12 protein-coding genes and 1 pseudogene are annotated in these 19,820 nt (G+C 40.2%); 2 read left to right on the top strand and 11 right to left on the bottom strand.

Going from position 1 to position 19,820, the window contains the following annotated elements; genetic code table 11:
* Positions 1-5 precede the first annotated feature (5 nt).
* Positions 6-2,108 (bottom strand): type I restriction-modification system subunit M, encoded by a 2,103-nt coding sequence (locus tag IE339_RS01635; protein WP_242172979.1) that lies wholly within the window; start codon positions 2,106-2,108, stop codon positions 6-8.
* Between the two features lie 178 nt (positions 2,109-2,286).
* Positions 2,287-3,090 carry a hypothetical protein gene (locus tag IE339_RS01630; protein ID WP_242172977.1) on the bottom strand — a complete coding sequence of 268 codons (804 nt, stop codon included), beginning with the start codon at positions 3,088-3,090 and terminating at the stop codon, positions 2,287-2,289.
* Positions 3,091-3,885: 795 nt separating this feature from the next.
* Here IE339_RS01630 and IE339_RS01625 point away from each other — a divergent pair.
* Positions 3,886-4,242 (top strand): recombinase family protein, encoded by a 357-nt coding sequence (locus IE339_RS01625; RefSeq protein ID WP_242172975.1) that lies wholly within the window; start codon positions 3,886-3,888, stop codon positions 4,240-4,242.
* Positions 4,243-4,779: 537 nt separating this feature from the next.
* Positions 4,780-5,814, top strand: a pseudogene (locus IE339_RS01620) (recombinase family protein); the annotation flags it as partial.
* A 437-nt stretch (positions 5,815-6,251) separates the two neighbouring features.
* On the opposite strand, the gene rlmD reads toward IE339_RS01620, so the two are convergent.
* The 9 genes from rlmD to pcrA all read right to left on the bottom strand — a co-directional run bounded on the left by rlmD (position 6,252) and on the right by pcrA (position 19,789).
* Positions 6,252-7,631 (bottom strand): 23S rRNA (uracil(1939)-C(5))-methyltransferase RlmD, encoded by a 1,380-nt coding sequence (rlmD, locus tag IE339_RS01615; protein WP_242172971.1) that lies wholly within the window; start codon positions 7,629-7,631, stop codon positions 6,252-6,254.
* A gap of 123 nt (positions 7,632-7,754) precedes the next feature.
* Positions 7,755-8,675, bottom strand: a complete 921-nt coding sequence (locus IE339_RS01610) for a diacylglycerol kinase (protein ID WP_242172968.1) — start codon at positions 8,673-8,675, stop codon at positions 7,755-7,757.
* Positions 8,676-8,887: 212 nt separating this feature from the next.
* Positions 8,888-10,318: an Asp-tRNA(Asn)/Glu-tRNA(Gln) amidotransferase subunit GatB gene (gatB, locus tag IE339_RS01605; RefSeq protein WP_242172965.1), complete on the bottom strand. Its 1,431-nt coding sequence runs from the start codon at positions 10,316-10,318 to the stop codon at positions 8,888-8,890.
* A 14-nt stretch (positions 10,319-10,332) separates the two neighbouring features.
* Positions 10,333-11,790 carry an Asp-tRNA(Asn)/Glu-tRNA(Gln) amidotransferase subunit GatA gene (gene gatA / locus IE339_RS01600; protein ID WP_053403202.1) on the bottom strand — a complete coding sequence of 486 codons (1,458 nt, stop codon included), beginning with the start codon at positions 11,788-11,790 and terminating at the stop codon, positions 10,333-10,335.
* 16 nt (positions 11,791-11,806) lie between these two features.
* A complete protein-coding gene (gene gatC, locus IE339_RS01595; protein WP_053403203.1) occupies positions 11,807-12,097 on the bottom strand; it encodes an Asp-tRNA(Asn)/Glu-tRNA(Gln) amidotransferase subunit GatC in 291 nt (96 codons plus the stop codon).
* Between the two features lie 400 nt (positions 12,098-12,497).
* Complete coding sequence (gene pruA, locus IE339_RS01590; protein ID WP_053403204.1) at positions 12,498-14,045, bottom strand: L-glutamate gamma-semialdehyde dehydrogenase; 1,548 nt, start codon at positions 14,043-14,045, stop codon at positions 12,498-12,500.
* A 269-nt stretch (positions 14,046-14,314) separates the two neighbouring features.
* The gene (locus tag IE339_RS01585; RefSeq protein ID WP_242172962.1) at positions 14,315-15,484 is read right to left on the bottom strand and encodes a CamS family sex pheromone protein; all 1,170 of its coding nucleotides are present in this window, start codon (positions 15,482-15,484) and stop codon (positions 14,315-14,317) included.
* A gap of 73 nt (positions 15,485-15,557) precedes the next feature.
* On the bottom strand, positions 15,558-17,564 hold the full coding sequence (gene ligA / locus IE339_RS01580) for an NAD-dependent DNA ligase LigA (protein WP_242172961.1): 2,007 nt from the start codon (positions 17,562-17,564) through the stop codon (positions 15,558-15,560).
* 23 nt (positions 17,565-17,587) lie between these two features.
* Positions 17,588-19,789: a DNA helicase PcrA gene (gene pcrA / locus IE339_RS01575; protein ID WP_242172959.1), complete on the bottom strand. Its 2,202-nt coding sequence runs from the start codon at positions 19,787-19,789 to the stop codon at positions 17,588-17,590.
* Positions 19,790-19,820: the final 31 nt, after the last annotated feature.

Raw genomic sequence — 19,820 nt, 5'->3', positions numbered from 1 at the left:
CTCCTTTAACCAAACAACTTGGAAATGCGTTCAGACACAGACTTTTCAAGTTCTACAAAACTTTTCTTCAAATCTTGGCTTTCCTGGGGAGCTTGATATTTATAAAAAGTTCTTGCAAAAGGAAATTCCGCACCAATCTTAATTACCGGTTTTTTGGCACCAAGATTTTCTTCAAAAAATGCCTTTGCATCAGGAACATAAGGAAGCACTTCTCGTGCCATATAGTCATCAATATTTTCTTCGTACTTCACAATTTCTGTGTCTTTTGATTCCTTATCATAAATGACATTGCCTTTTTTATCTCTTTGAATTTCTGCGGTTTTATCCATCTCTGACAAGCCAGCAGCAATTTTGGCAATCAACTTTTTGTCAGCTGTTACACCAGATAGTACACTCGTCAAGACCGGAATAAACTCGTTCTCTGTCAAATATTTTTTATCTGACACAGCAGCTTCGAGAGCTTCAATAATTGCATAATACACCGGTTTGTTATTCAGATAATCATCGAGCTTTTTCTGTTCTTTGCTACTCAATTCTTCCGCATCTTCAAGTTCCTTGACTTTTGCCTCGTCATATAGTGAGCTTAATGCTCCAGATTGAAGCATATGCTGAACTCTATCATCAGTAAAAGCGTAACTGCGCTGTAAAGGCTGCATTATCGCATACTCTTTGTACATGAAGTCCTCATTTTTAAATATTCTGCTTTCTTCACTCTCTTTAAATTCAGAATACAGCTTAGTAATCAATGTTCTATCATCTGGTGTTATTTCATTTTTCTTCTTGCCAAGGGCTTTGCGCAGCTTATTACAAATATTAGAAGCATCAATTAGCTGTACTTTACCTTTTCTCTCATTACGCTTGTTCTTTGAGAGAACCCAAATATAGGTCGCAATTTCCGTATTGTAGAAAAGTTCTGTAGGAAGAGCAATAATCGCTTCAATAAGATCTTGTTCAAGCAACCAGCGACGAATCTGGCTTTCTCCAGATGCTGTGCCACCGTTGAACAAAGGAGAACCATTCATAATAATTGCACATCTGCCCAGATTATTATCCATCTTGTCTATAGCAGACTGAAGGAATAGCATCTGCATATCACCAGAACCCGGAATTCCAGCACCCCAGCGTCCATCAAATCCTTTTGCATGTTCATCGATAACAGCTTGTTCTACTCCTTCACCAGCATCTTTACCGCCCCAAGGCTGGCCAAATGGCGGATTTTCAAGTACGAAACGCATCTTAGTTCCTTTGAAACAGTCAGTCTTCATCGTATCCTGATAGCAAATATCCCCTGCATTCTGTCCCTTAATAAGCATTTCAGCCAAACACATAGCATAAGATTCAGGATTAATTTCCTGACCAAACAAACGCACATCTGCAGTTGGATTGTAACGCTTAATGAAGTTGTATCCTGTTGATAACATACCACCAGTTCCACAGGCTTGGTCTAAAATGGTAATGACCTTACCATCATCAAAGATATCATCGCAGCCTTCTGCAAGAAGAATATTTACCATGAGCTTGATAATATCACGACCAGTATAGTGGTCACCAGCCTCAGCATTTTCAGAAAATTTACGGATAAGTTCTTCAAATATGTATCCCATCTTAACATTGTCAATGGTACGAGGATTCAAGTCCAATTCAGAGAAAGCCTTAACAACACTAAGTAGGCGGTTGTTCTTGTCCATTTTGTCAATTTGCTTATTGAAATCAAGACCTTTCTCTGCAGATAGAATAATTTCCTGCACATTAGGTGAGAACCCCTGAATATAACTTTTAAAATTTGCTGCCAGATGGTCAGCATCGTTCAACAACTCTGCTAGGTCGAACTCGCTGGTATTGTAGAACTGAAAACCAGAAATACGGTACATTGCTTTCGTTGGATAGTTCGGATTTGCTTTAAACTGGTCTACTACTGCCTTTTTTGTAGGTGCTAAAGCGCACTCAAAACGACGGATGATGGTCATAGGAATGATTACATCCTTATATTTATCACTTTGATACGGACCTCGCAGTTTGTTTGCAATAGACCATATAAAGTTTACTTCTGATGAAACATATATGGGAGAATCGTCCCACATTGCGTCGATAACAATATTATTTACCATAGCTTTTATCCTCCATAGGTATTTTAACCTACTATAATTCTATATTACTTACTTTCCATTATAACGGACTCAACAATGCTCAGGCAATAACCGAGATGGGTAAGGTCAGATGGTCTACCACAAAGATTAATGAGCTAACCATTTTGGTCTGCAGAGTGTTTTTATCTCGCTATTGTTTCTATCCCACCAATAACCTCTCTTTGAACTGATTATTTTTGATAGGTACATAAATACCATCAATGATAGGGCTGCTTCCTAAAATTTTAGAAAGCGATGCAGTTTTTTCTTCAAGTAACACCGGATTTGATTGTAAAATCTGATTTATACAACTGATGTACTCCGGCGATGTTAAAAGTGTAATCATATCTTTCTCATCCACTATTTTCGCTTTTGAAAGCTTTCTCACTTTAGCTGCAATCGTGGCTGACAGAATAAATATATCGAGCAATTCAGACTGAGCTTCCTCACTGGTCATATCTGTTGCATATTTCTCATAAGCATCATCTAATTCCTGATAGAAAACATTCGACAAAGTGATCTCTGGAGCACCCACAGATGATGTAGTTGTTTCTTTAGATGATTTACTTACCGTTATTTTCTTCCCAGTAACAGCATTCCATTTTTCCTGAAGTGCTGGTGCTGCATTGCTTTTCCACCAATGTTTCACCTTTGGTGCTACAACTTCTGTTGTTACCCAAGTTAGTCCTACAGCTATCGCTGTTCCAAGCATCCCAGCAAATTCTTGCTGTTCAGGAGTTAGCTCTGTTCTTTCATTGTTTTCTGTTGGTGAATAATCATTGTCATCATAGGTTGCTGCATCTTCCTCAAAATCAGGCTGACGATACAGGGTTCCTTTATCTCGGTTTCTCAGTCCATTCTTGAAATTCGCATCACCATTCACATAGGCATTATATGATTCATCATCGTTGAAGGTAAGTGTACCTCGCACCTTATGCGTAGGGCTATTCTTTTTTTCTGACATATGAATACACATCCTTATCATTTTAACAACAAATCCTACTACCCGAAACTGTTGTCTTAGGGAAACACTTCAGATTTTTGCCTTTTTACATGTTTTCATTGATTTAAAATCAGAACGAAAATCAGTCCGGACTGTTTGTCAAACTCAACGTTGATCTTAAAAACACTTCATTTACCGGCTTTTTGCGTCAGTATTTATCCACATTTAATATCAATACTACCGTTTACACCTCATTATATTTGGTAAAATTTATTTTGGGTATGACAAAACAGTTTTCCATTACAAAAATTCAACAAAAACATTTGCAAAAAAAGGCGAACCCAAAAAAAGAACCTAATGGAATCTTCCTCACTAGGTCTTCTTTTTACCAATGTATCAATTTTAATTAGGTTCAACAAACAATATCTCGATAGCACTATTATTTGGTCGAGCTAATTCCTTTTTATCAATTGGTGCAAAAACTGCCCTATCAAGCAGATCTTTTGCAGGAGTTATTTTATCCCTATTTGTTGCATTCGTGTCATTTAATACACTCTCCAATACTTCCCGAGCTAGTAGGGCATATCCAATAAACCTTTGACGTAACTCTTCTGCTATTGTTTCCTTAAGTTAGTGAACCTCTTTCCATACCAACCGTAACCAATAAACGAAGTCTAAAAGTTATAACTTTTGGACACGCAGAAAATTATATAATTTTAAATTGTTCTTATTGTGGTATTCATCTAAAAGTTAGTCTCAAATAAAAAGCACAAAAATTATTAGACTTTTAGACAACCAGAGAAGTAGGAACTAAATATGGTTGTTATTGGATACGTAAGAGTTAATACATTGGGGCAAGAGTTAGAATTACAAGTTGAGAAATTAAATGAATACGGCTGCGAAAAGATTTTTACTGAAAAACAAGGTGGGGCAAAAAGTGAACGTGAAGAATTAGCTAGAGCGTTGGACTCTTTGCGAGAAGGTGACAAACTCGTCATTTACAAGCGAGATAGATTGTCCAGAAGTACATTTGAATTACATAAGATCGAAAAAGAGCTGCAAGAACGAGGGATAGGATTAGTGTTTATTAAAGAACAAATAGACTTCACTACAACAGCCGGAAAGCTCATGTTGACTATGCCAGGTGTATTGCAAAATTTGAAAGGGACTTAATAAGTGATGGTATACAACAACATATTGAGGGGGTGGGGCGCCAAACGTCAAATAGCCGAAGGCTATGTATAACCAACTACCCCTCAGAATTTTTTCAAATTTTTCACCCTATTGCTGATTTTTTGAGAATCCGAGAGAATCCACGAGGTATTTATAGTTTTTCATGACATTGCCTACGAATTTGTTACTAATATCGCTCTTATTCGAAGATAAAAGTACCGAATCCTTTCATAGCAATTTAGTCGAAAACCACATATAGAAAGTATAATAATAAATAGAAATCAGCTGAAATCACTACAAATTCTTACGAATCACTAATATCATAAATTTGTAGATTAATTAAGGTCTAGACCTCAATAAGATATTGGGGGTAATTATAATGGAAATCGAACGTATTTTTAATGAGAATGCAAATATAACTTTTCAAGACATACTAAATTCACTAATCAACGAGAAAATTGACAGATTAGTAAATACTTACTATTCTCAAGATAAGGTAAACACTACTACATCTCATATAGAAAGGAAAGATATATCATGAGATGTGCAATTTATATAAGAGTTTCTACTGATAAAGAAGAGCAAAAAGCCTCTCTTGCCAACCAAAGAGATCTATTTAAAGGATATATTCTAGATAAGGGTTGGGACATTCATGAATTTTACATTGATGTAGAAAGTGGTACCACAGAGAAACGTGAACAGTTACAGCAGTTAATTGCTGATGCTAAAGCTAAGAAATTTGATGTCATTCTAGCAAAAGAATTGTCACGCTTAGCTCGTAATGGTCGCTTATCATATGAAATTCGTGATATCGCTGAACAAAATAAAGTTCATATTATAACCCTGGATAATGCAATTAATACTTTAGAAGGCAATGGGCAAATGTTTGGTATCTATGCTTGGCTGTATGAACAGGAGTCACAAAGAACAAGCGACCGGGTGAAGGCAGCTCTAAAAAGCAGAGCACAACGAGGTTTGTTCAAAGGATCAAAACCTCCTTATGGTTACGCACTGAAAGATGGCAAACTTCATATCCAATCTGACAACACTCCAGATATCGTTAGAAGAATATTTCGTGAATATCTTGCAGGTAAAGGTTTTGATGCCATTGCAAGAGGATTATACAACGAAGGAATCAGGACACCAGCCCAAATTTCTAATAAAAAAAATGCTAATGATAAATGGCATGGAGGAACAACTAGAGTTATACTTACCAATCCTCATTACACAGGTGATCTAGTACAGGGACGATCCACAACGAGGAGTGTCACAAACAAGTCTAGGAACCAAAATAATCCAGGAGATTATATCCACATACCTAATACCCATGACGCAATAATTTCAAAAGAAGATTTTAACACGGTTCAACAGCTTATTGAACATCGTAAAAGAATTCGTCCCCAGGCTGAAAAGCATTTATTTACTAATACTTTATATTGTTCGGATTGCGGACATGGAATGCACTTCAAAGCCAATAGTAAAGGATATATCTGTGGTAATTATAATAAGCATGGAGCAAAAGCGTGTAGCAACCATTTAACCAGAGAAAACACATTATGCCTAGCAATCTTAAATGACATTAGGAGCTTGTTATCTTCATTAGATAGTACTTCTTATATGGAGACAATTGAGGCCAAAGTTCAAAAGCAAAGAATACAATCGCAAAAACAAATTAACATTGCAAAGGAAGAAATGGCAGGCCTAAAGTCAAAAAAGCAAAAGGCAGTTGGCCTATTAATTGACGAAGTAATCTCAAAGGAAGCATATGATGAATATATTGATAATCTTAATAAACAAATTCATACATTATCAATAAACATACAGGAACTAGAGATTTATCTTCAAACAAAGGACGATGAAACTTCCTTGTATGAGTTAAAAAAACAGCTTGAAGTATTTGTAGAATTCAAAGAATTAACTCCTGATTTACTTCATCGTTTAATTAAAAAAATTGAAATAAAAGCAGATGGAAAAGCGAAGGTCCACTACAGGACCTCCACTTCATCTGCTTATTTTTTAATTCGTACTATCAACGCACAGCACTCAACGTGCGTAGTATGCGGGAACATATCCACTGGTTGTACTTCCTTGACCTCATATCCGCCTTGTTCTAGGATTTGTAGGTCTCTTGCTAGTGTAGCTGGGCCGCATGATACGTAGACGACGCGCTTTGGTTTCATTTCAATAATCGTATTTAGTAGGGACTCTTCGCAGCCTTTGCGCGGTGGATCGACGACGATCACATCTGCTTGGATGCCTTGGTCTTTCCATGCTGGAATAACTGTTTCTGATTCTCCTACGGCAAATTCAACGTTATGAATATCATTTAGTTTGGCGTTACGTTTTGCGTCTTCAATTGCCTCTGGGACGATTTCAACGCCGTATACTTTTTTCGCTTTTTTTGCGAGGAACAGAGAGATTGTTCCGATTCCGCAGTAAGCGTCAATGACCGTTTCTTCACCTGTAAGCTCGGCATATTCGAGCGCTTTATCATAAAGCACCTTCGTTTGCTTAGGGTTTACTTGGTAGAAGGATTTCGCTGAGATCGCGAATTTCACATCACCAATGTAGTCATAGATGTATTCTTCTCCCCAAAGAACGTTCGTCTTGTCTCCGAGAATCACGTTCGTTCTCTTGCTGTTCACGTTTTGGACGATCGACTTCACGTTCGGAACCGCTTCTACAATGTCACGAACGATTTCGTTCTTGTGCGGAAGCTCTTCTGTTCTTGTCACGAGCACGACCATTAGTTCTCCCGTCACTAAACCATAGCGAACCATCACGTGGCGAATCGTTCCTTTGTGCTTTTCTTCGTTGTACGCACGAACATCATATTTATTTAGAATGTCCTTTATAAGCTGTACAACTTCATCATTCTCCGTATGCTGAATAATACATTCGTTCATATCAATAATTTCATGGCTGCGCTTTTGGTAGAATCCTGCGATCAAACGACCATCACGCTCACCTACAGGAACCTGCGCTTTGTTACGGTAGCGCCAAGGCTCTTCCATACCAAGAACAGGGTGTACGGGTACATTCGGCAAACGTCCGATGCGTGCCATTACGTCCTGCACCTGCTTTTGTTTAAATTGAAGCTGCCCCTCATAGCTCACATGCTGAAGCTGACAGCCCCCGCACTGCGTATAAATCGGACACGGCGGCTCCATGCGGAACTCACTGTCTTTTGTACGCTCCATTAAACGTCCGAATGCGTAGCCCTTCTTAATCTTCGTTACCTTCACTTGCCCTTCTTCACCAGGCAATGCGTTCGGTACAAAAATGGGAAAGCCATCAACCTTCGCAACACCTGAACCATCGTGTGTTAAGTCTTCAAAACGAGCATCTATCATATCATTCTTTTGAATTGGTGGAATAAATTTAGCCATTATCGTTACATCCTTTATCTTAAAATGCTGAACTGATTGTACCATAAGGAGACGAAAAGAGAAAACGCCCCTTCCACAAAATTATTGAAAAAGGCATGACCCTCAGTCGGTCATGCCTTCAGACTAATCTAACATAATATCTGCTTTTTCTTTTGGTACAAATACTTCAATATGACGATATAAATTAACAAAATGACCAGGCAATAATCCACCGAACTCACCGTCTAGGTTAAGCTGCATTTTGTCTTCTGTATAAAGCTTTACACTGCTTGCCTTTGTATAAATAAGGTTTGGATCGTTGACGTGATCACCACGCAGTGCAAGTGTTGCGATACGAATCAGCTCAGCCAAATTCGTTTTCTTTAAAATAATTAAATCAAATAGTCCGTCGTTCAAAGAAGAATCTGGTGCGAGCTTTTCAAAGCCCCCTACAGAGTTTGTAAGAGAGACCAAAAACAGCATGATTTCGCCTTCAAAGCTTTTTCCATCATACTCGATTTGAACGTTCGTTGGTTTGATGGATGGAAGCATCTCCATCCCTTTTAAGTAATACGCAAGCTGACCAAGCATCGTTTTTAGCTTACTTGGTACTTCGTACGTTAATTCCGTTAGTCGGCCGCCACCAGCGATATTAATGAAATATTGCGTTTTTCCATCGTTCGTTACACATCCCAAATCAATTGGAGCCGTAATCCCTTGTGCGATAATTTCACATGCCGCATCAATAGAGCGTGGTACACTGATAGCTCTTGAGAAGTCGTTTGTCGTTCCCATCGGAATGATCCCAAGCTTCGGACGATAATCTTGTTCCGCGATTCCATTGATGACTTCATTAATCGTTCCGTCTCCACCAGCTGCGATGACCACATCAAATTTACGCTCTACCGCTATGCGGGCTGCTTCTGTCGCATCTCCTGCACACGTTGTGGCGTGACACGATGTTTCATATCCAGCTTGTTCTAGCTTTTGAAGTACTTCTGGTAAGTTCTTTTTGAACGCCTCACGACCAGAGGTAGGATTATAAATAATTCGTGCTCGTTTCATTTTCATCATCCTATTTAATGATTAATTTTTCATACACTTTTATTATCATAGACAATCTCTACTCTGAATATAGTCTCAATTGTCCTTTTTTACAAACAAAAACACCTTAGACATACTAAATCCCAAGGTGCTTTTATCGTCATGGATGCGAGAAAAAGCAGGCGGCCCTTTAAAGGCCACTTACTCTTCTAGTTCTGCCAAGTTATCATCTCTTAGCGCTTGTTAATTTCTTCAAGCAAGATTTTGTTCACCATTGGCGGGTTTGCTTGACCTTTTGTTGCTTTCATAATTTGACCTACTAAGAAGCCAACTGCACGGTCTTTACCGTTTTTATAGTCTTCAATAGATTGTTCATTTGCATCTAATGTTTCCGTTACGATTTTACGTAATGTACCTTCATCAGAGATTTGAACTAATCCTTTTTCTTTTACGATTTTCTCTGCGTCTCCACCGTTTTCAATCAATTCTTTGAACACTTTTTTCGCAATCTTAGAAGAGATTGTCCCTTTTTGGATTAGGTTAATCATTCCCGCAAGGCCTTTTGGTGTTAATGCTACGTCAGCTAGCTCTTTTTGCTCTGCGTTTAAGTAGGCAGATACTTCACCCATTAACCAGTTAGAAGCAAGCTTCGCGTCTGCACCGTTTGTTAACGTTTCTTCGAAGAAATCAGACATTTCTTTCGTAAGCGTTAGAACCATTGCATCATATGCAGGTAAGCCAAGCTCGTTTACATAGCGTGCTTTACGTGCATCTGGAAGCTCAGGAATGCTTTCGCGAACGCGTTCTTTCCATGCGTCATCAATGTGAAGAGCCACAAGGTCTGGCTCTGGGAAGTAACGATAATCGTCAGATCCTTCTTTTACACGCATAAGAAGCGTTGTTTTTGTTGACTCATCGTAACGACGCGTCTCTTGTTGGATTAGTCCACCAGATAATAATACTTTTTCTTGGCGCACTTGCTCATGCTCAAGACCTTTTTGGACATAAGTGAATGAGTTTAAGTTTTTAAGCTCAGCTTTCGTTCCGAACTTTTCTTGACCGTATGGACGAAGCGAAATGTTCGCATCACAGCGAAGAGATCCTTCTTCCATCTTACAGTCAGATACGCCTGTATATTGAATGATGGATTTTAATTTTTCTAGGTATGCATACGCCTCTTCAGGAGTACGGATATCCGGCTCAGATACGATCTCAATTAACGGCGTACCTTGGCGATTGAAGTCAACAAGTGAGTAACCGTCGCCAGTATGCGTTAATTTACCTGCATCTTCTTCAAGGTGAAGGCGTGTAATCCCGATGCGTTTCTTTTTCCCTTTTACTTCAATTTCAATCCAACCATTTTCACCGATCGGCTTATCAAATTGAGAAATTTGGTATGCTTTCGGATTATCTGGATAGAAGTAGTTTTTACGGTCGAATTTCGTATCGGTTGCGATTTCACAGTTCAGTGCCATCGCTGCTTTCATTGCGAATTCTACCGCTTGTTTATTTAATACTGGTAGTACACCTGGGTACCCAAGGTCGATTACGCTTGTTTGCGTATTTGGATCTGCTCCAAATTCTGTTGGACTACCAGAGAAAATTTTAGACTTTGTTTTTAGCTCGACGTGGACTTCAAGACCAATAATCGTTTCCAAGTTCATTGTTTTCTCACCCCTTACAGCGCTGGTTTTTCTTTGTGATGCTCTGTTGCTTGCTCGAATGCATTTGCAACACGGTAAATTGTACGTTCATCGAAATGCTTACCGATAATTTGTAATCCTAATGGAAGACCGTTTGAGAAGCCACAAGGAACTGAAATTCCTGGTACGCCCGCAAGGTTTACTGGGATTGTTAAAATATCGTTCGCATACATTGTTAATGGATCATTCGTTTTCTCACCAATTTTGAATGCTGGTGTTGGCGTTGTAGGCCCGATGATTACATCATATTTTTCAAATACGTCTTCGAAATCTTTTTTAATTAATGTACGAACTTGTTGTGCTTTTTTGTAGTAAGCATCATAGTAACCAGAGCTTAATGCGAATGTTCCAAGCATGATACGGCGTTTTACTTCGTCACCGAAGCCTTCGCTACGTGTTTGCTTGTACATTTCGATTAAGTTTTCTGCATTGTCTGCACGGTAACCGTAACGAACACCGTCAAAGCGTGCAAGGTTAGCAGAAGCTTCTGAAGAAGATAGTAGATAGTAAGTTGCTAGAGCGTACTTAGAGTGCGGTAAGGAAACCTCTTCCCACGTTGCTCCTAGTCCTTCTAGTACTTTTAAAGCATCTAAAACAGATTGACGAACTTCTTCGTCTACACCTTCACCTAGGTATTCTTTTGGAACACCAATTTTAAGACCTTTTACATCTTCTTTAAGAGCCGATACATAATCAGCTACTTCCACGTTAGCAGAAGTAGAATCCATTGGATCTAAGCCTGAAATCGCTTGTAGAAGGTATGCATTGTCTTCAACGTTACGAGTGATTGGTCCGATTTGGTCTAATGATGAAGCGAATGCTACTAGACCGTAACGGGATACACGTCCGTATGTAGGTTTTAAACCGACTACTCCACAGAAAGAAGCAGGCTGACGGATCGAACCACCTGTATCAGAACCTAATGAGAATGGTACTTCTCCAGCCGCTACAGAAGCTGCTGAACCACCGCTTGATCCACCAGGAACATGATCAAGGTTCCAAGGGTTTTTCGTTACCTTGAAGCCAGAGTTTTCTGTTGATGAACCCATCGCAAACTCGTCCATGTTTAATTTACCGATTGTTACAGCCTCTGCACTACGAAGCTTGTTCACAACCGTTGCATCGTAAATTGGATCGAAGTTTTCAAGGATTTTACTTGAACATGTTGTACGTAAATCTTTTGTTACGATGTTATCTTTCACACCGATTGGCATACCGAACAATAGGCCAAAGCTGTCCTTTGTTCCTAATGCCCCATCTAATTCTTTTGCGTAAGCGCGTGCTTTGTCTTCGTTTAAAGCCAAGAACGCTCCTACTTTGTCATCTACTTCCCCAATGCGTTTGTATGATTCTTCTACGAGATCCTCAACACGAAGTTCTTTTTTGTGTAAAAGACTATGTAATTCTGAAATCTTGTGATCAAAAAGTGACATGAGAAAGCCTCCCTTCTTACTCTAAAATAGTTGGTACTCGAACGTATCCGTCTTTATGGTCTGGTGCATTTTTTACCACGTCTTCAATTGGTAAACCTTTTTTCGGCTCATCCTCACGCATTACGTTTTTCATTGTTAATACGTGTGAAGTTGGTTCAACACCTGTTGTATCTAATTCATTTAACTGCTCAGCGTATGAAATGATGGCATCAAGCTGACCAGCGAACATTTTTGCTTCTTCTTCTGTAATGGCTAATCGAGCTAAATGTGCTACGTGTTTTACTTCATCTGTTGAAATTCTTGACATTTATCCTTCACCTCCGAATATTCGTCCCACTTGCAATATACTGATAATACCAAACTTCATTAGTATCAGGCAACACTTGTGAAGTAGTTGACATACGGTTCTTTAAAAGAACCATTTATACAATGAAAATTACCTTATCTATCGATCTAGTATTTCCAAAATAACCAATAAAAAACCAGCCCCAAAAGACTGGTTTAAGAAAACAAATAACTTTTAATAAAAAATAAAGGGCTCTAAACGCTCTAAGATTATCCAGCCCCCAAGAATTCTTTCAAAAAGTTCCAAAGATTTGCCTAAGTGGAGGAGGCTAACCCCGAAAGGGGAGCCTCCTCCACTTAGGTCTATTAAAGAAGACCCTAACAGCTCTACACCGTTAGGGTCTTCTTTAATAGGTCAACAATTACAGGGTTTCGGACGTTGTTTTCGCTTGCATGTGAAGCACCAAATAATCAGGTCCACCCGCTTTTGAATCTGTACCTGACATGTTGAACCCACCAAATGGTTGGTAACCAACGATCGCTCCAGTACAACCACGGTTGAAATAAAGGTTTCCAACGTGGAAATCTTCACGAGCTTGCTCGATGTGTGCACGGTTGTTTGTGATCACAGCACCCGTTAACCCGTATTCTGTGTTGTTCGCAATCTCTAATGCATGATCGAAGTCTTCTGCTTTTGATAACGCCACAACTGGTCCGAAGATTTCTTCTTTCATGATGCGAGCATCAGCAGCTACATCAGCAAATACAGTTGGCTTAATGAAGTAACCTTTAGAGTCGTCGCCTTCTCCACCTGCTACAAGCTTCCCTTCATTTTTACCAATCTCAATGTATTCCATAATTTTATTAAATGCGCTTTGGTCAATAACAGGACCCATGAACGTTTCTTGAGTCGTTGTTTCACCAAGCGTTAGTTTGTTCGTTAATTCAATTACGCGATCTACGACTTGATCGTACACGTCTTTTACGATGACAGCACGTGAGCAAGCAGAACATTTTTGTCCAGAGAATCCAAATGCAGAAGAAACGATTGATTTCGCTGCTAATTCTACATCTCCCTCTTTATCTACGACAATTGTATCTTTACCGCCCATTTCAGCGATCACGCGTTTTAACCAAATTTGTCCGTCGTTCAGTTTTGATGCGCGCTCGTTAATACGAAGACCTACATCACGTGAACCTGTGAAGCTGATGAAACGAGTGCGTGGATGGTCGACTAAGTAATCTCCAACTTCTGCACCGCTACCCGGAACGAAGTTAAGTACGCCTGCTGGTAGACCTGCTTCTTCCATTACTTCTACAAATTTAGCGGCTACGATTGGCGTTGTAGATGCTGGTTTTAATAATACCGTGTTTCCTGTTACGATCGCAGCTACTGTTGTTCCTGCCATGATTGCAAACGGGAAGTTCCAAGGCGAAATGATAACGCCTACACCTAACGGAATATAAGAATAACGGTTGTACTCACCAGGACGACTTTCTACTGGTGCACCGTCTTTTAATTTCAACATTTGACGTGCGTAGTATTCCATGAAGTCAATTGCTTCTGCTGTATCTGCATCTGCCTCATTCCATGGTTTACCTGCTTCTTTTACTAATAAAGCGGAGAATTCATGCTTGCGGCGGCGAACGATCGCTGCTGCTCTGAATAATACGTCTGCGCGTACTTCAGGCTTTACTTTTCTCCAAGATTCAAACGCTTTGTCTGCTGCTTGCATAGCTTTTTCCGCAAGCTCTTGGTTTGCTTTTGAAACGCGACCAATAACCTCTTCTTTATTAGCAGGGTTAGTCGATACAATTTTATCATCTGTAGAGATACGCTCTCCACCAATTAATAAATCATAATCTTTACCTAAATACGCTTGAACTAGCTTAAGGCCTTCATTGAAAGCGTCTGCATTTTTTTGTACAGTGAAATCTGTAAACGGTTCATGTTTGTAAGGTACTACCATTTTTATATCCGCCTCCTAATGCTATCTACAAACCTAAGAAACTTACAAATCCTATTCTACTAAAATATACTGACTACTTCAAACCTTAAAATTATTCTGTTCAATACTTTTTCTTCCTTTAAAATACTTTTTATAACCATTAAGTAATAATTATCCATAAAAATGAGAACGCTTTATTAACCGTTACAGCAACAATCTCTCTTAAAATTCTTATATAGCCGAAAAAAAGAGGAAACAGAATTTTTTTCCTGTTTCCTCTTTTACTCGCATTATTTATAAATATGAACAAATGGCTTATCTTGATTTTTTTTGCGAACGATAATACTTTCAGGGCTTTCAACCGACTGAATGTTTACATTCGTCTCAATATTTTTCGGGAAATATTTCGTCATTTCCCCCGCCACAAATTGCGTAAATCCGACCAATTCTCCTTTTCCTTTAAACTGCACCTCGATCGTGATATCCAGCTTTTGAAGAGAACCGTCCTTATAGAACCCTTGACCTACCGCACTTGTGAAGTTTGGAAAATACTTTTCAATTTGCTTTTTAAAGTTATTAAACTTTGTCGCATGAACGCCATGCTCGTCGCTCGCCTGAGTGGATGGGAATAAAGCATATTCTTCGTTGATCTTAGACCAGCCGTCTACTCTTACACTTCCCTCGTTGGAAGTTCCCATTGCAATAAAACTGCCTGGAACTTTAGAGGAATTTGGCTTTTCTTCGAATAACGCAATATTAATTGGGACGTTTTCAAGTCCTTTCATTTTGCGCATACGATCAACGACTTGATTCGCAATTTTTTGCCCTTCATCTTGCAGTTTCGCTCGGGACGTAATTTCTTCCTTCGGCGTACCGTCAGCTTCTACATAGGAGTTAACAGGATTCATTGCAAGACCAAGCATAATCCCGCCAAGCTCTACTTCCTTACCGTTCTTCTTAACCAAATAGTCTTGTTCCACAAGATGTGATAAGTAGATAGGACTCGTTTTTCCACCTTTGTTGTTTGTATTAATCGGGTTAAGACCAATATTTTGGACATCTTTGTTCTTCTTTTTAGCTTCCGCATATTGCTGATCCGTCAGCTTACGTGCTACCCAAGCTTTCGCTGTGTCTTTATCAATGTATTGACCTTCTTGGAAAAGATATTTACTAGACGGATAATTGTCTTTGGCTAATCTCATCAAGCCTGTCTCAAATTCGTCCGTGTCCATTCGGTTATTCAAATTCGAAGCGACTAACCCTCGCGCTACTCCCTCCTTGTAAGGAAGTGTCGTGTTGTAAGTATCACTTGAAATACTATAATTCGGAATGATGGCTTTTTCTTTTGAATCGTCTGTTTTCTGCACAATTTCTTGCTCTTTGCTAAAATTCGGCGCACAAGCAGACATCACCAACATGACACCAAGAGACAGTGTTAAAGCTCTTTTCAAAACATACACCTCTTATTTATCGGCCTTTTAATCATATGAGTAGGCAAGCCAAAAGCTTGCCTACCGACTATATGAAAACAGCCTATTTATTTAATTCTTGAACGAGTTGATCCTCGCTCCACACTTCGATGTTTAATTCCTGTGCTTTCGTTAATTTTGATCCTGCGTCTTCACCAGCAACCACAAGATCCGTTTTCTTACTTACGCTTCCTGTGACCTTCCCACCGAGCTCTTCAATAGCCGCTTTTGCTTCATTACGTGCAAGCTGCTCAAGCTTTCCAGTAAGAACGATGGTTTTTCCGGCGAAGTACGAATCAATCTCATCCGCATTCACAAGCTTCGGACCTTTATAGGTCATATTCACACCGTAACTGCTTAATTCCTCTAGCAGCTCGTGTACCTCTTCTTGATCAAAATACGTGACGATTGCATCAGCCATTTTATCGCCAATTTCATTCACAGCAACCAATTCATCGTATGTGGCACTCTTAAGATTTTCCATGGTTTCAAACGTTTGTGCAAGTGTTTTGGCAGCTTTTGCTCCAACGTGACGAATCCCAAGTCCGAATAGAAGCTTCTCAAGCGAATTCTCTTTTGATGCTGCAATTGCTTTTAACAAGTTCTCAATCGATTTTTCACCCATTCGCTCTAAATCCGTAAGCTGGTCAGCGGTTAGCTTATAGAGGTCAGCTACGTCATGGACCAGTTCTTCGCGGAACAGCTGCGTAATAACCTTCTCACCTAGACCGTCAATATTCATCGCATTTCGTGAAACAAAGTGGATGAGGCCCTCGCGAATTTGGGCCGGACAGCTCGGATTGATACAACGAAGAGCAACTTCGCCTTCTAAGCGAACAAGCTCACTCTCACACTCTGGACAGTGTGTCGGCATGGAGAATTCCTGTTCTTCGCCCGTTCGTTTTTCCGTTAGAACGTTCACAACTTCCGGAATAATGTCTCCTGCTTTCTTCACGACCACATAGTCACCGAGGCGAATATCCTTCTCGCGAATCAAATCCTCATTGTGCAGAGATGCGCGTTGCACAGTCGTTCCTGCTACTTTTACAGGCTCTAATACAGCCGTTGGGGTAATTACACCTGTTCTTCCGACATTCAGCTCAATGTCTAAAAGCTTCGTCACAACTTCTTCTGCTGGGAATTTATACGCGATTGCCCAGCGCGGGCTTTTCGCGGTCGTACCAAGCTCGTCCTGCTGATCAAAGGAATCAACTTTGATAACAATTCCATCAATTTCGTAAGCAAGATCGGGGCGCTTCGCACTCCATTCTTCCACGTACGCTAAAACCTCTTCGATCGTAGCACATTTACGACGATTTTGGTTTGTTTTAAAGCCAAGTTGGTCTAATAGATCTAGGCCTTCACTATGAGACCTTACACCTGTCTTTCCAGCGTCCGCCATTGCGTATAAAAAGATATCGAGACTACGCTTTGCTGCAATCTTCGGATCGAGCTGACGAAGAGAACCAGCAGCAGCATTTCGTGGATTCGCAAACAGCATCTCACCGTTTTCTTCTTTTACTTTGTTTAGTTTCTCAAACGATTTCTTCGGCATGTATGCCTCACCGCGTACTTCAAGCGTATGTTCGTCGCTAATATGTAAAGGAATCGAGCGAATCGTTTTTAGATTCGCCGTAATATCCTCACCAATGGTACCATCTCCGCGCGTCGCACCTTGAACAAAGTAGCCATTCTCATAGCGAAGTGAAATTGCTAGCCCATCAATTTTTAGCTCGCATACATAGGAGAAACGATCACCGACTGCTTGACGAACGCGGCGATCAAAATCACGTAAATCCTCTTCATTAAAAGCATTTCCTAGGCTCAGCATTGGCGTACGATGCTCGACCTTTTCAAAGGCATCCAAAATCTGTCCACCTACGCGCTGTGTAGGCGAATGAGCAACTAAAAGCTCCGGATACTCCTGTTCAAGCTTAATAAGCTCGTGAAGACGCTGATCATATTCTGCATCAGGAACGCTCGGTTGATCGAGAACATGATACTCATAGTTATACTGATTCAAAAGTTCATGAAGCTCTTGGACACGCGTTTTTGCTTGTTCAAAATCCATTTGTTTTCTCCTTTACTCGTTCATTAAGCCTTTGTAATTGGGGCAAATTTCGCTAATAAGCGCTTAATACCTGTTGGGCTTGGGAAAGCAATATCTAGTTCTTTAGAGTCGCCCTCACCTTTAATACTTACGACCGTACCTGTTCCCCATTTTTTATGTGCAGCACGATCACCGACTTTCCAATCAAGCGACTCTCCGCCTGTTGATGTCATGCCAGGTCTTGTGAATGATGCACGTCTTGGGGCAGCTGCCGCAGATTTTGGCGCTTGTTTCTTTTGATTTAATCCTTCAATTAATTCGCTTGGAATCTCTTTAATAAATCGAGACATTGGGTTCACGTTCGTTTTCCCAAATAACGTACGCATCTGCGCATGAAGCAAGTAAAGCTCTTCTTCCGCTCGAGTAATCCCTACATACGCAAGTCGGCGCTCTTCCTCCATCTCTTCATCCTCAAACAAGGATCGACTGTGTGGGAAGACACTTTCCTCCATACCGAGTAGGAAGACGACTGGGAACTCAAGTCCTTTCGCCGAGTGAAGAGTCATCATAATCACTTGATCGGTTGGGTCCTCTTCTTCGTCATCGAGTTTATCAATATCAGCTACAAGAGCGAGGTCGGTTAAAAAGGCCACTAAGCTTTTGTCTTCACTTACCTTTTCAAATTCTTGGGTAACAGATAAAAACTCGTCAATATTCTCAAGACGACTTTGCGCTTCAATTGTTTTTTCCACCTTCAATGATTCTCGGTATCCTGTGCGTTCTAGCACTTCTTCTACCAGCTCTGTAACGGATAGATAATCCTGCATGTTCGATAGGTTTCCAATCATCTCACGGAACGAAATAAGCGAATTCGTCGCTTTGCCGCTTAGACCAATGAGCTCAATATCTTGAAGTGCCTGAAAAGCAGACATATCACCCATTAAGGCAAAGTTCAGCACTTTATCGACAGACGTTGCACCTACGCCACGCTTCGGAACGTTCACGATTCGCGTTAAACTAATATCATCATCACGGTTGGAAATAAGACGCAGGTATGCCAAGATGTCTTTAATCTCTTTGCGATCGTAGAACTTCGTACCGCCCACGATGGAGTAGCTAATGTTTGATTTTAAAAGCACTTCCTCCATTACACGAGACTGTGCATTTGTACGGTATAAAATCGCAAAATCACTGTACTTGCGTTTCCCGCTATCCACCGCTTGCTTGATTTTACTTGCCACGAACTGAGCCTCTTCACTTTCACTCATTGCCTGGTAGTGATAGATTTTTTGCCCGTCCGTATTTTCTGTCCAAAGATTCTTCGCTTTACGCCCAACGTTATTTTCAATCACTTTGTTGGCCGCTGCTAAAATATTCTTCGTTGAACGATAGTTTTGTTCTAACAGAATCGTTACAGAACGAGGATAGTCTTTTTCAAAGGATAAAATGTTTTTAATATCAGCACCGCGCCAGCGATAAATCGACTGATCGGAATCCCCGACCACACAGATGTTTTGAAAACGAGCTGCTAAGAATTTTACAAGCATATACTGTGCACGGTTCGTATCTTGATACTCATCCACATGAATGTATTGGAACTTTCGTTGATAAAACTCCAGCACTTCCGGAACACGTTGGAAGAGCGTGATCGTCATCATAATTAAATCATCGAAATCAAGTGCTTGATTCTTGCGAAGACGCTTTTGATATTCTGTGTACACCTGACTCCCAACATGTTCGTAAGGACCTGCTGTGTTTTTTGCAAACTCTTCTGGTGTGATTAATTCATTTTTCGCTGCGCTAATCGTACCTAGTAAAGAACGAGGGTCAAACTTTTTGGAGTCAATGTTTTGGTCTTTTAAAATCGCTTTGATCACCGATAGCTGATCGGTCGTATCAAGAATTGTGAAGTTACGATTGTATCCAATTCGGTCAATGTCACGTCGTAAAATACGGACACACATGGAGTGGAACGTTGAAATCCAAATATCTTCTGCTGCTCCACCTAACAGCTTCGTAATACGCTCTCTCATCTCACGCGAAGCCTTATTCGTAAAGGTAATGGCTAAAATGTTCCAAGGAGCCACTTCCTTCTCCGCCATTAGGTACGCAATACGATGGGTTAATACTCGCGTTTTACCACTCCCGGCACCAGCCATGATTAAAAGAGGACCTTCCGTTGTCTTAACGGCCTCCTGCTGCTGCGGGTTCAAACCTACTAATAATTTTTCACTTAAATATCGCATTGAATTCACCGCCTATATCGAACATATATTC

Origin of the sequence: Priestia koreensis (assembly GCF_022646885.1) — a bacterium.
Lineage (GTDB): Bacteria > Bacillota > Bacilli > Bacillales > Bacillaceae_H > Bacillus_AG > Bacillus_AG koreensis_A.
Note: the sequence above shows the minus strand (reverse complement) of the source record. Positions and strands in the feature narration are given on the sequence as shown.

What these genes read in the sequence shown, in the direction of transcription:
- IE339_RS01635 (WP_242172979.1), bottom strand. Translation starts at nt 2,108, where the DNA reads ATGGTAAATAATATTGTTATCGACGCAATGTGGGACGATTCTCCCATA.
- IE339_RS01630 (WP_242172977.1), bottom strand. Translation starts at nt 3,090, where the DNA reads ATGTCAGAAAAAAAGAATAGCCCTACGCATAAGGTGCGAGGTACACTT.
- IE339_RS01625 (WP_242172975.1), top strand. Translation starts at nt 3,886, where the DNA reads ATGGTTGTTATTGGATACGTAAGAGTTAATACATTGGGGCAAGAGTTA.
- rlmD (WP_242172971.1), bottom strand. Translation starts at nt 7,631, where the DNA reads ATGGCTAAATTTATTCCACCAATTCAAAAGAATGATATGATAGATGCT.
- IE339_RS01610 (WP_242172968.1), bottom strand. Translation starts at nt 8,675, where the DNA reads ATGAAACGAGCACGAATTATTTATAATCCTACCTCTGGTCGTGAGGCG.
- gatB (WP_242172965.1), bottom strand. Translation starts at nt 10,318, where the DNA reads ATGAACTTGGAAACGATTATTGGTCTTGAAGTCCACGTCGAGCTAAAA.
- gatA (WP_053403202.1), bottom strand. Translation starts at nt 11,790, where the DNA reads ATGTCACTTTTTGATCACAAGATTTCAGAATTACATAGTCTTTTACAC.
- gatC (WP_053403203.1), bottom strand. Translation starts at nt 12,097, where the DNA reads ATGTCAAGAATTTCAACAGATGAAGTAAAACACGTAGCACATTTAGCT.
- pruA (WP_053403204.1), bottom strand. Translation starts at nt 14,045, where the DNA reads ATGGTAGTACCTTACAAACATGAACCGTTTACAGATTTCACTGTACAA.
- ligA (WP_242172961.1), bottom strand. Translation starts at nt 17,564, where the DNA reads ATGGATTTTGAACAAGCAAAAACGCGTGTCCAAGAGCTTCATGAACTT.
- pcrA (WP_242172959.1), bottom strand. Translation starts at nt 19,789, where the DNA reads ATGCGATATTTAAGTGAAAAATTATTAGTAGGTTTGAACCCGCAGCAG.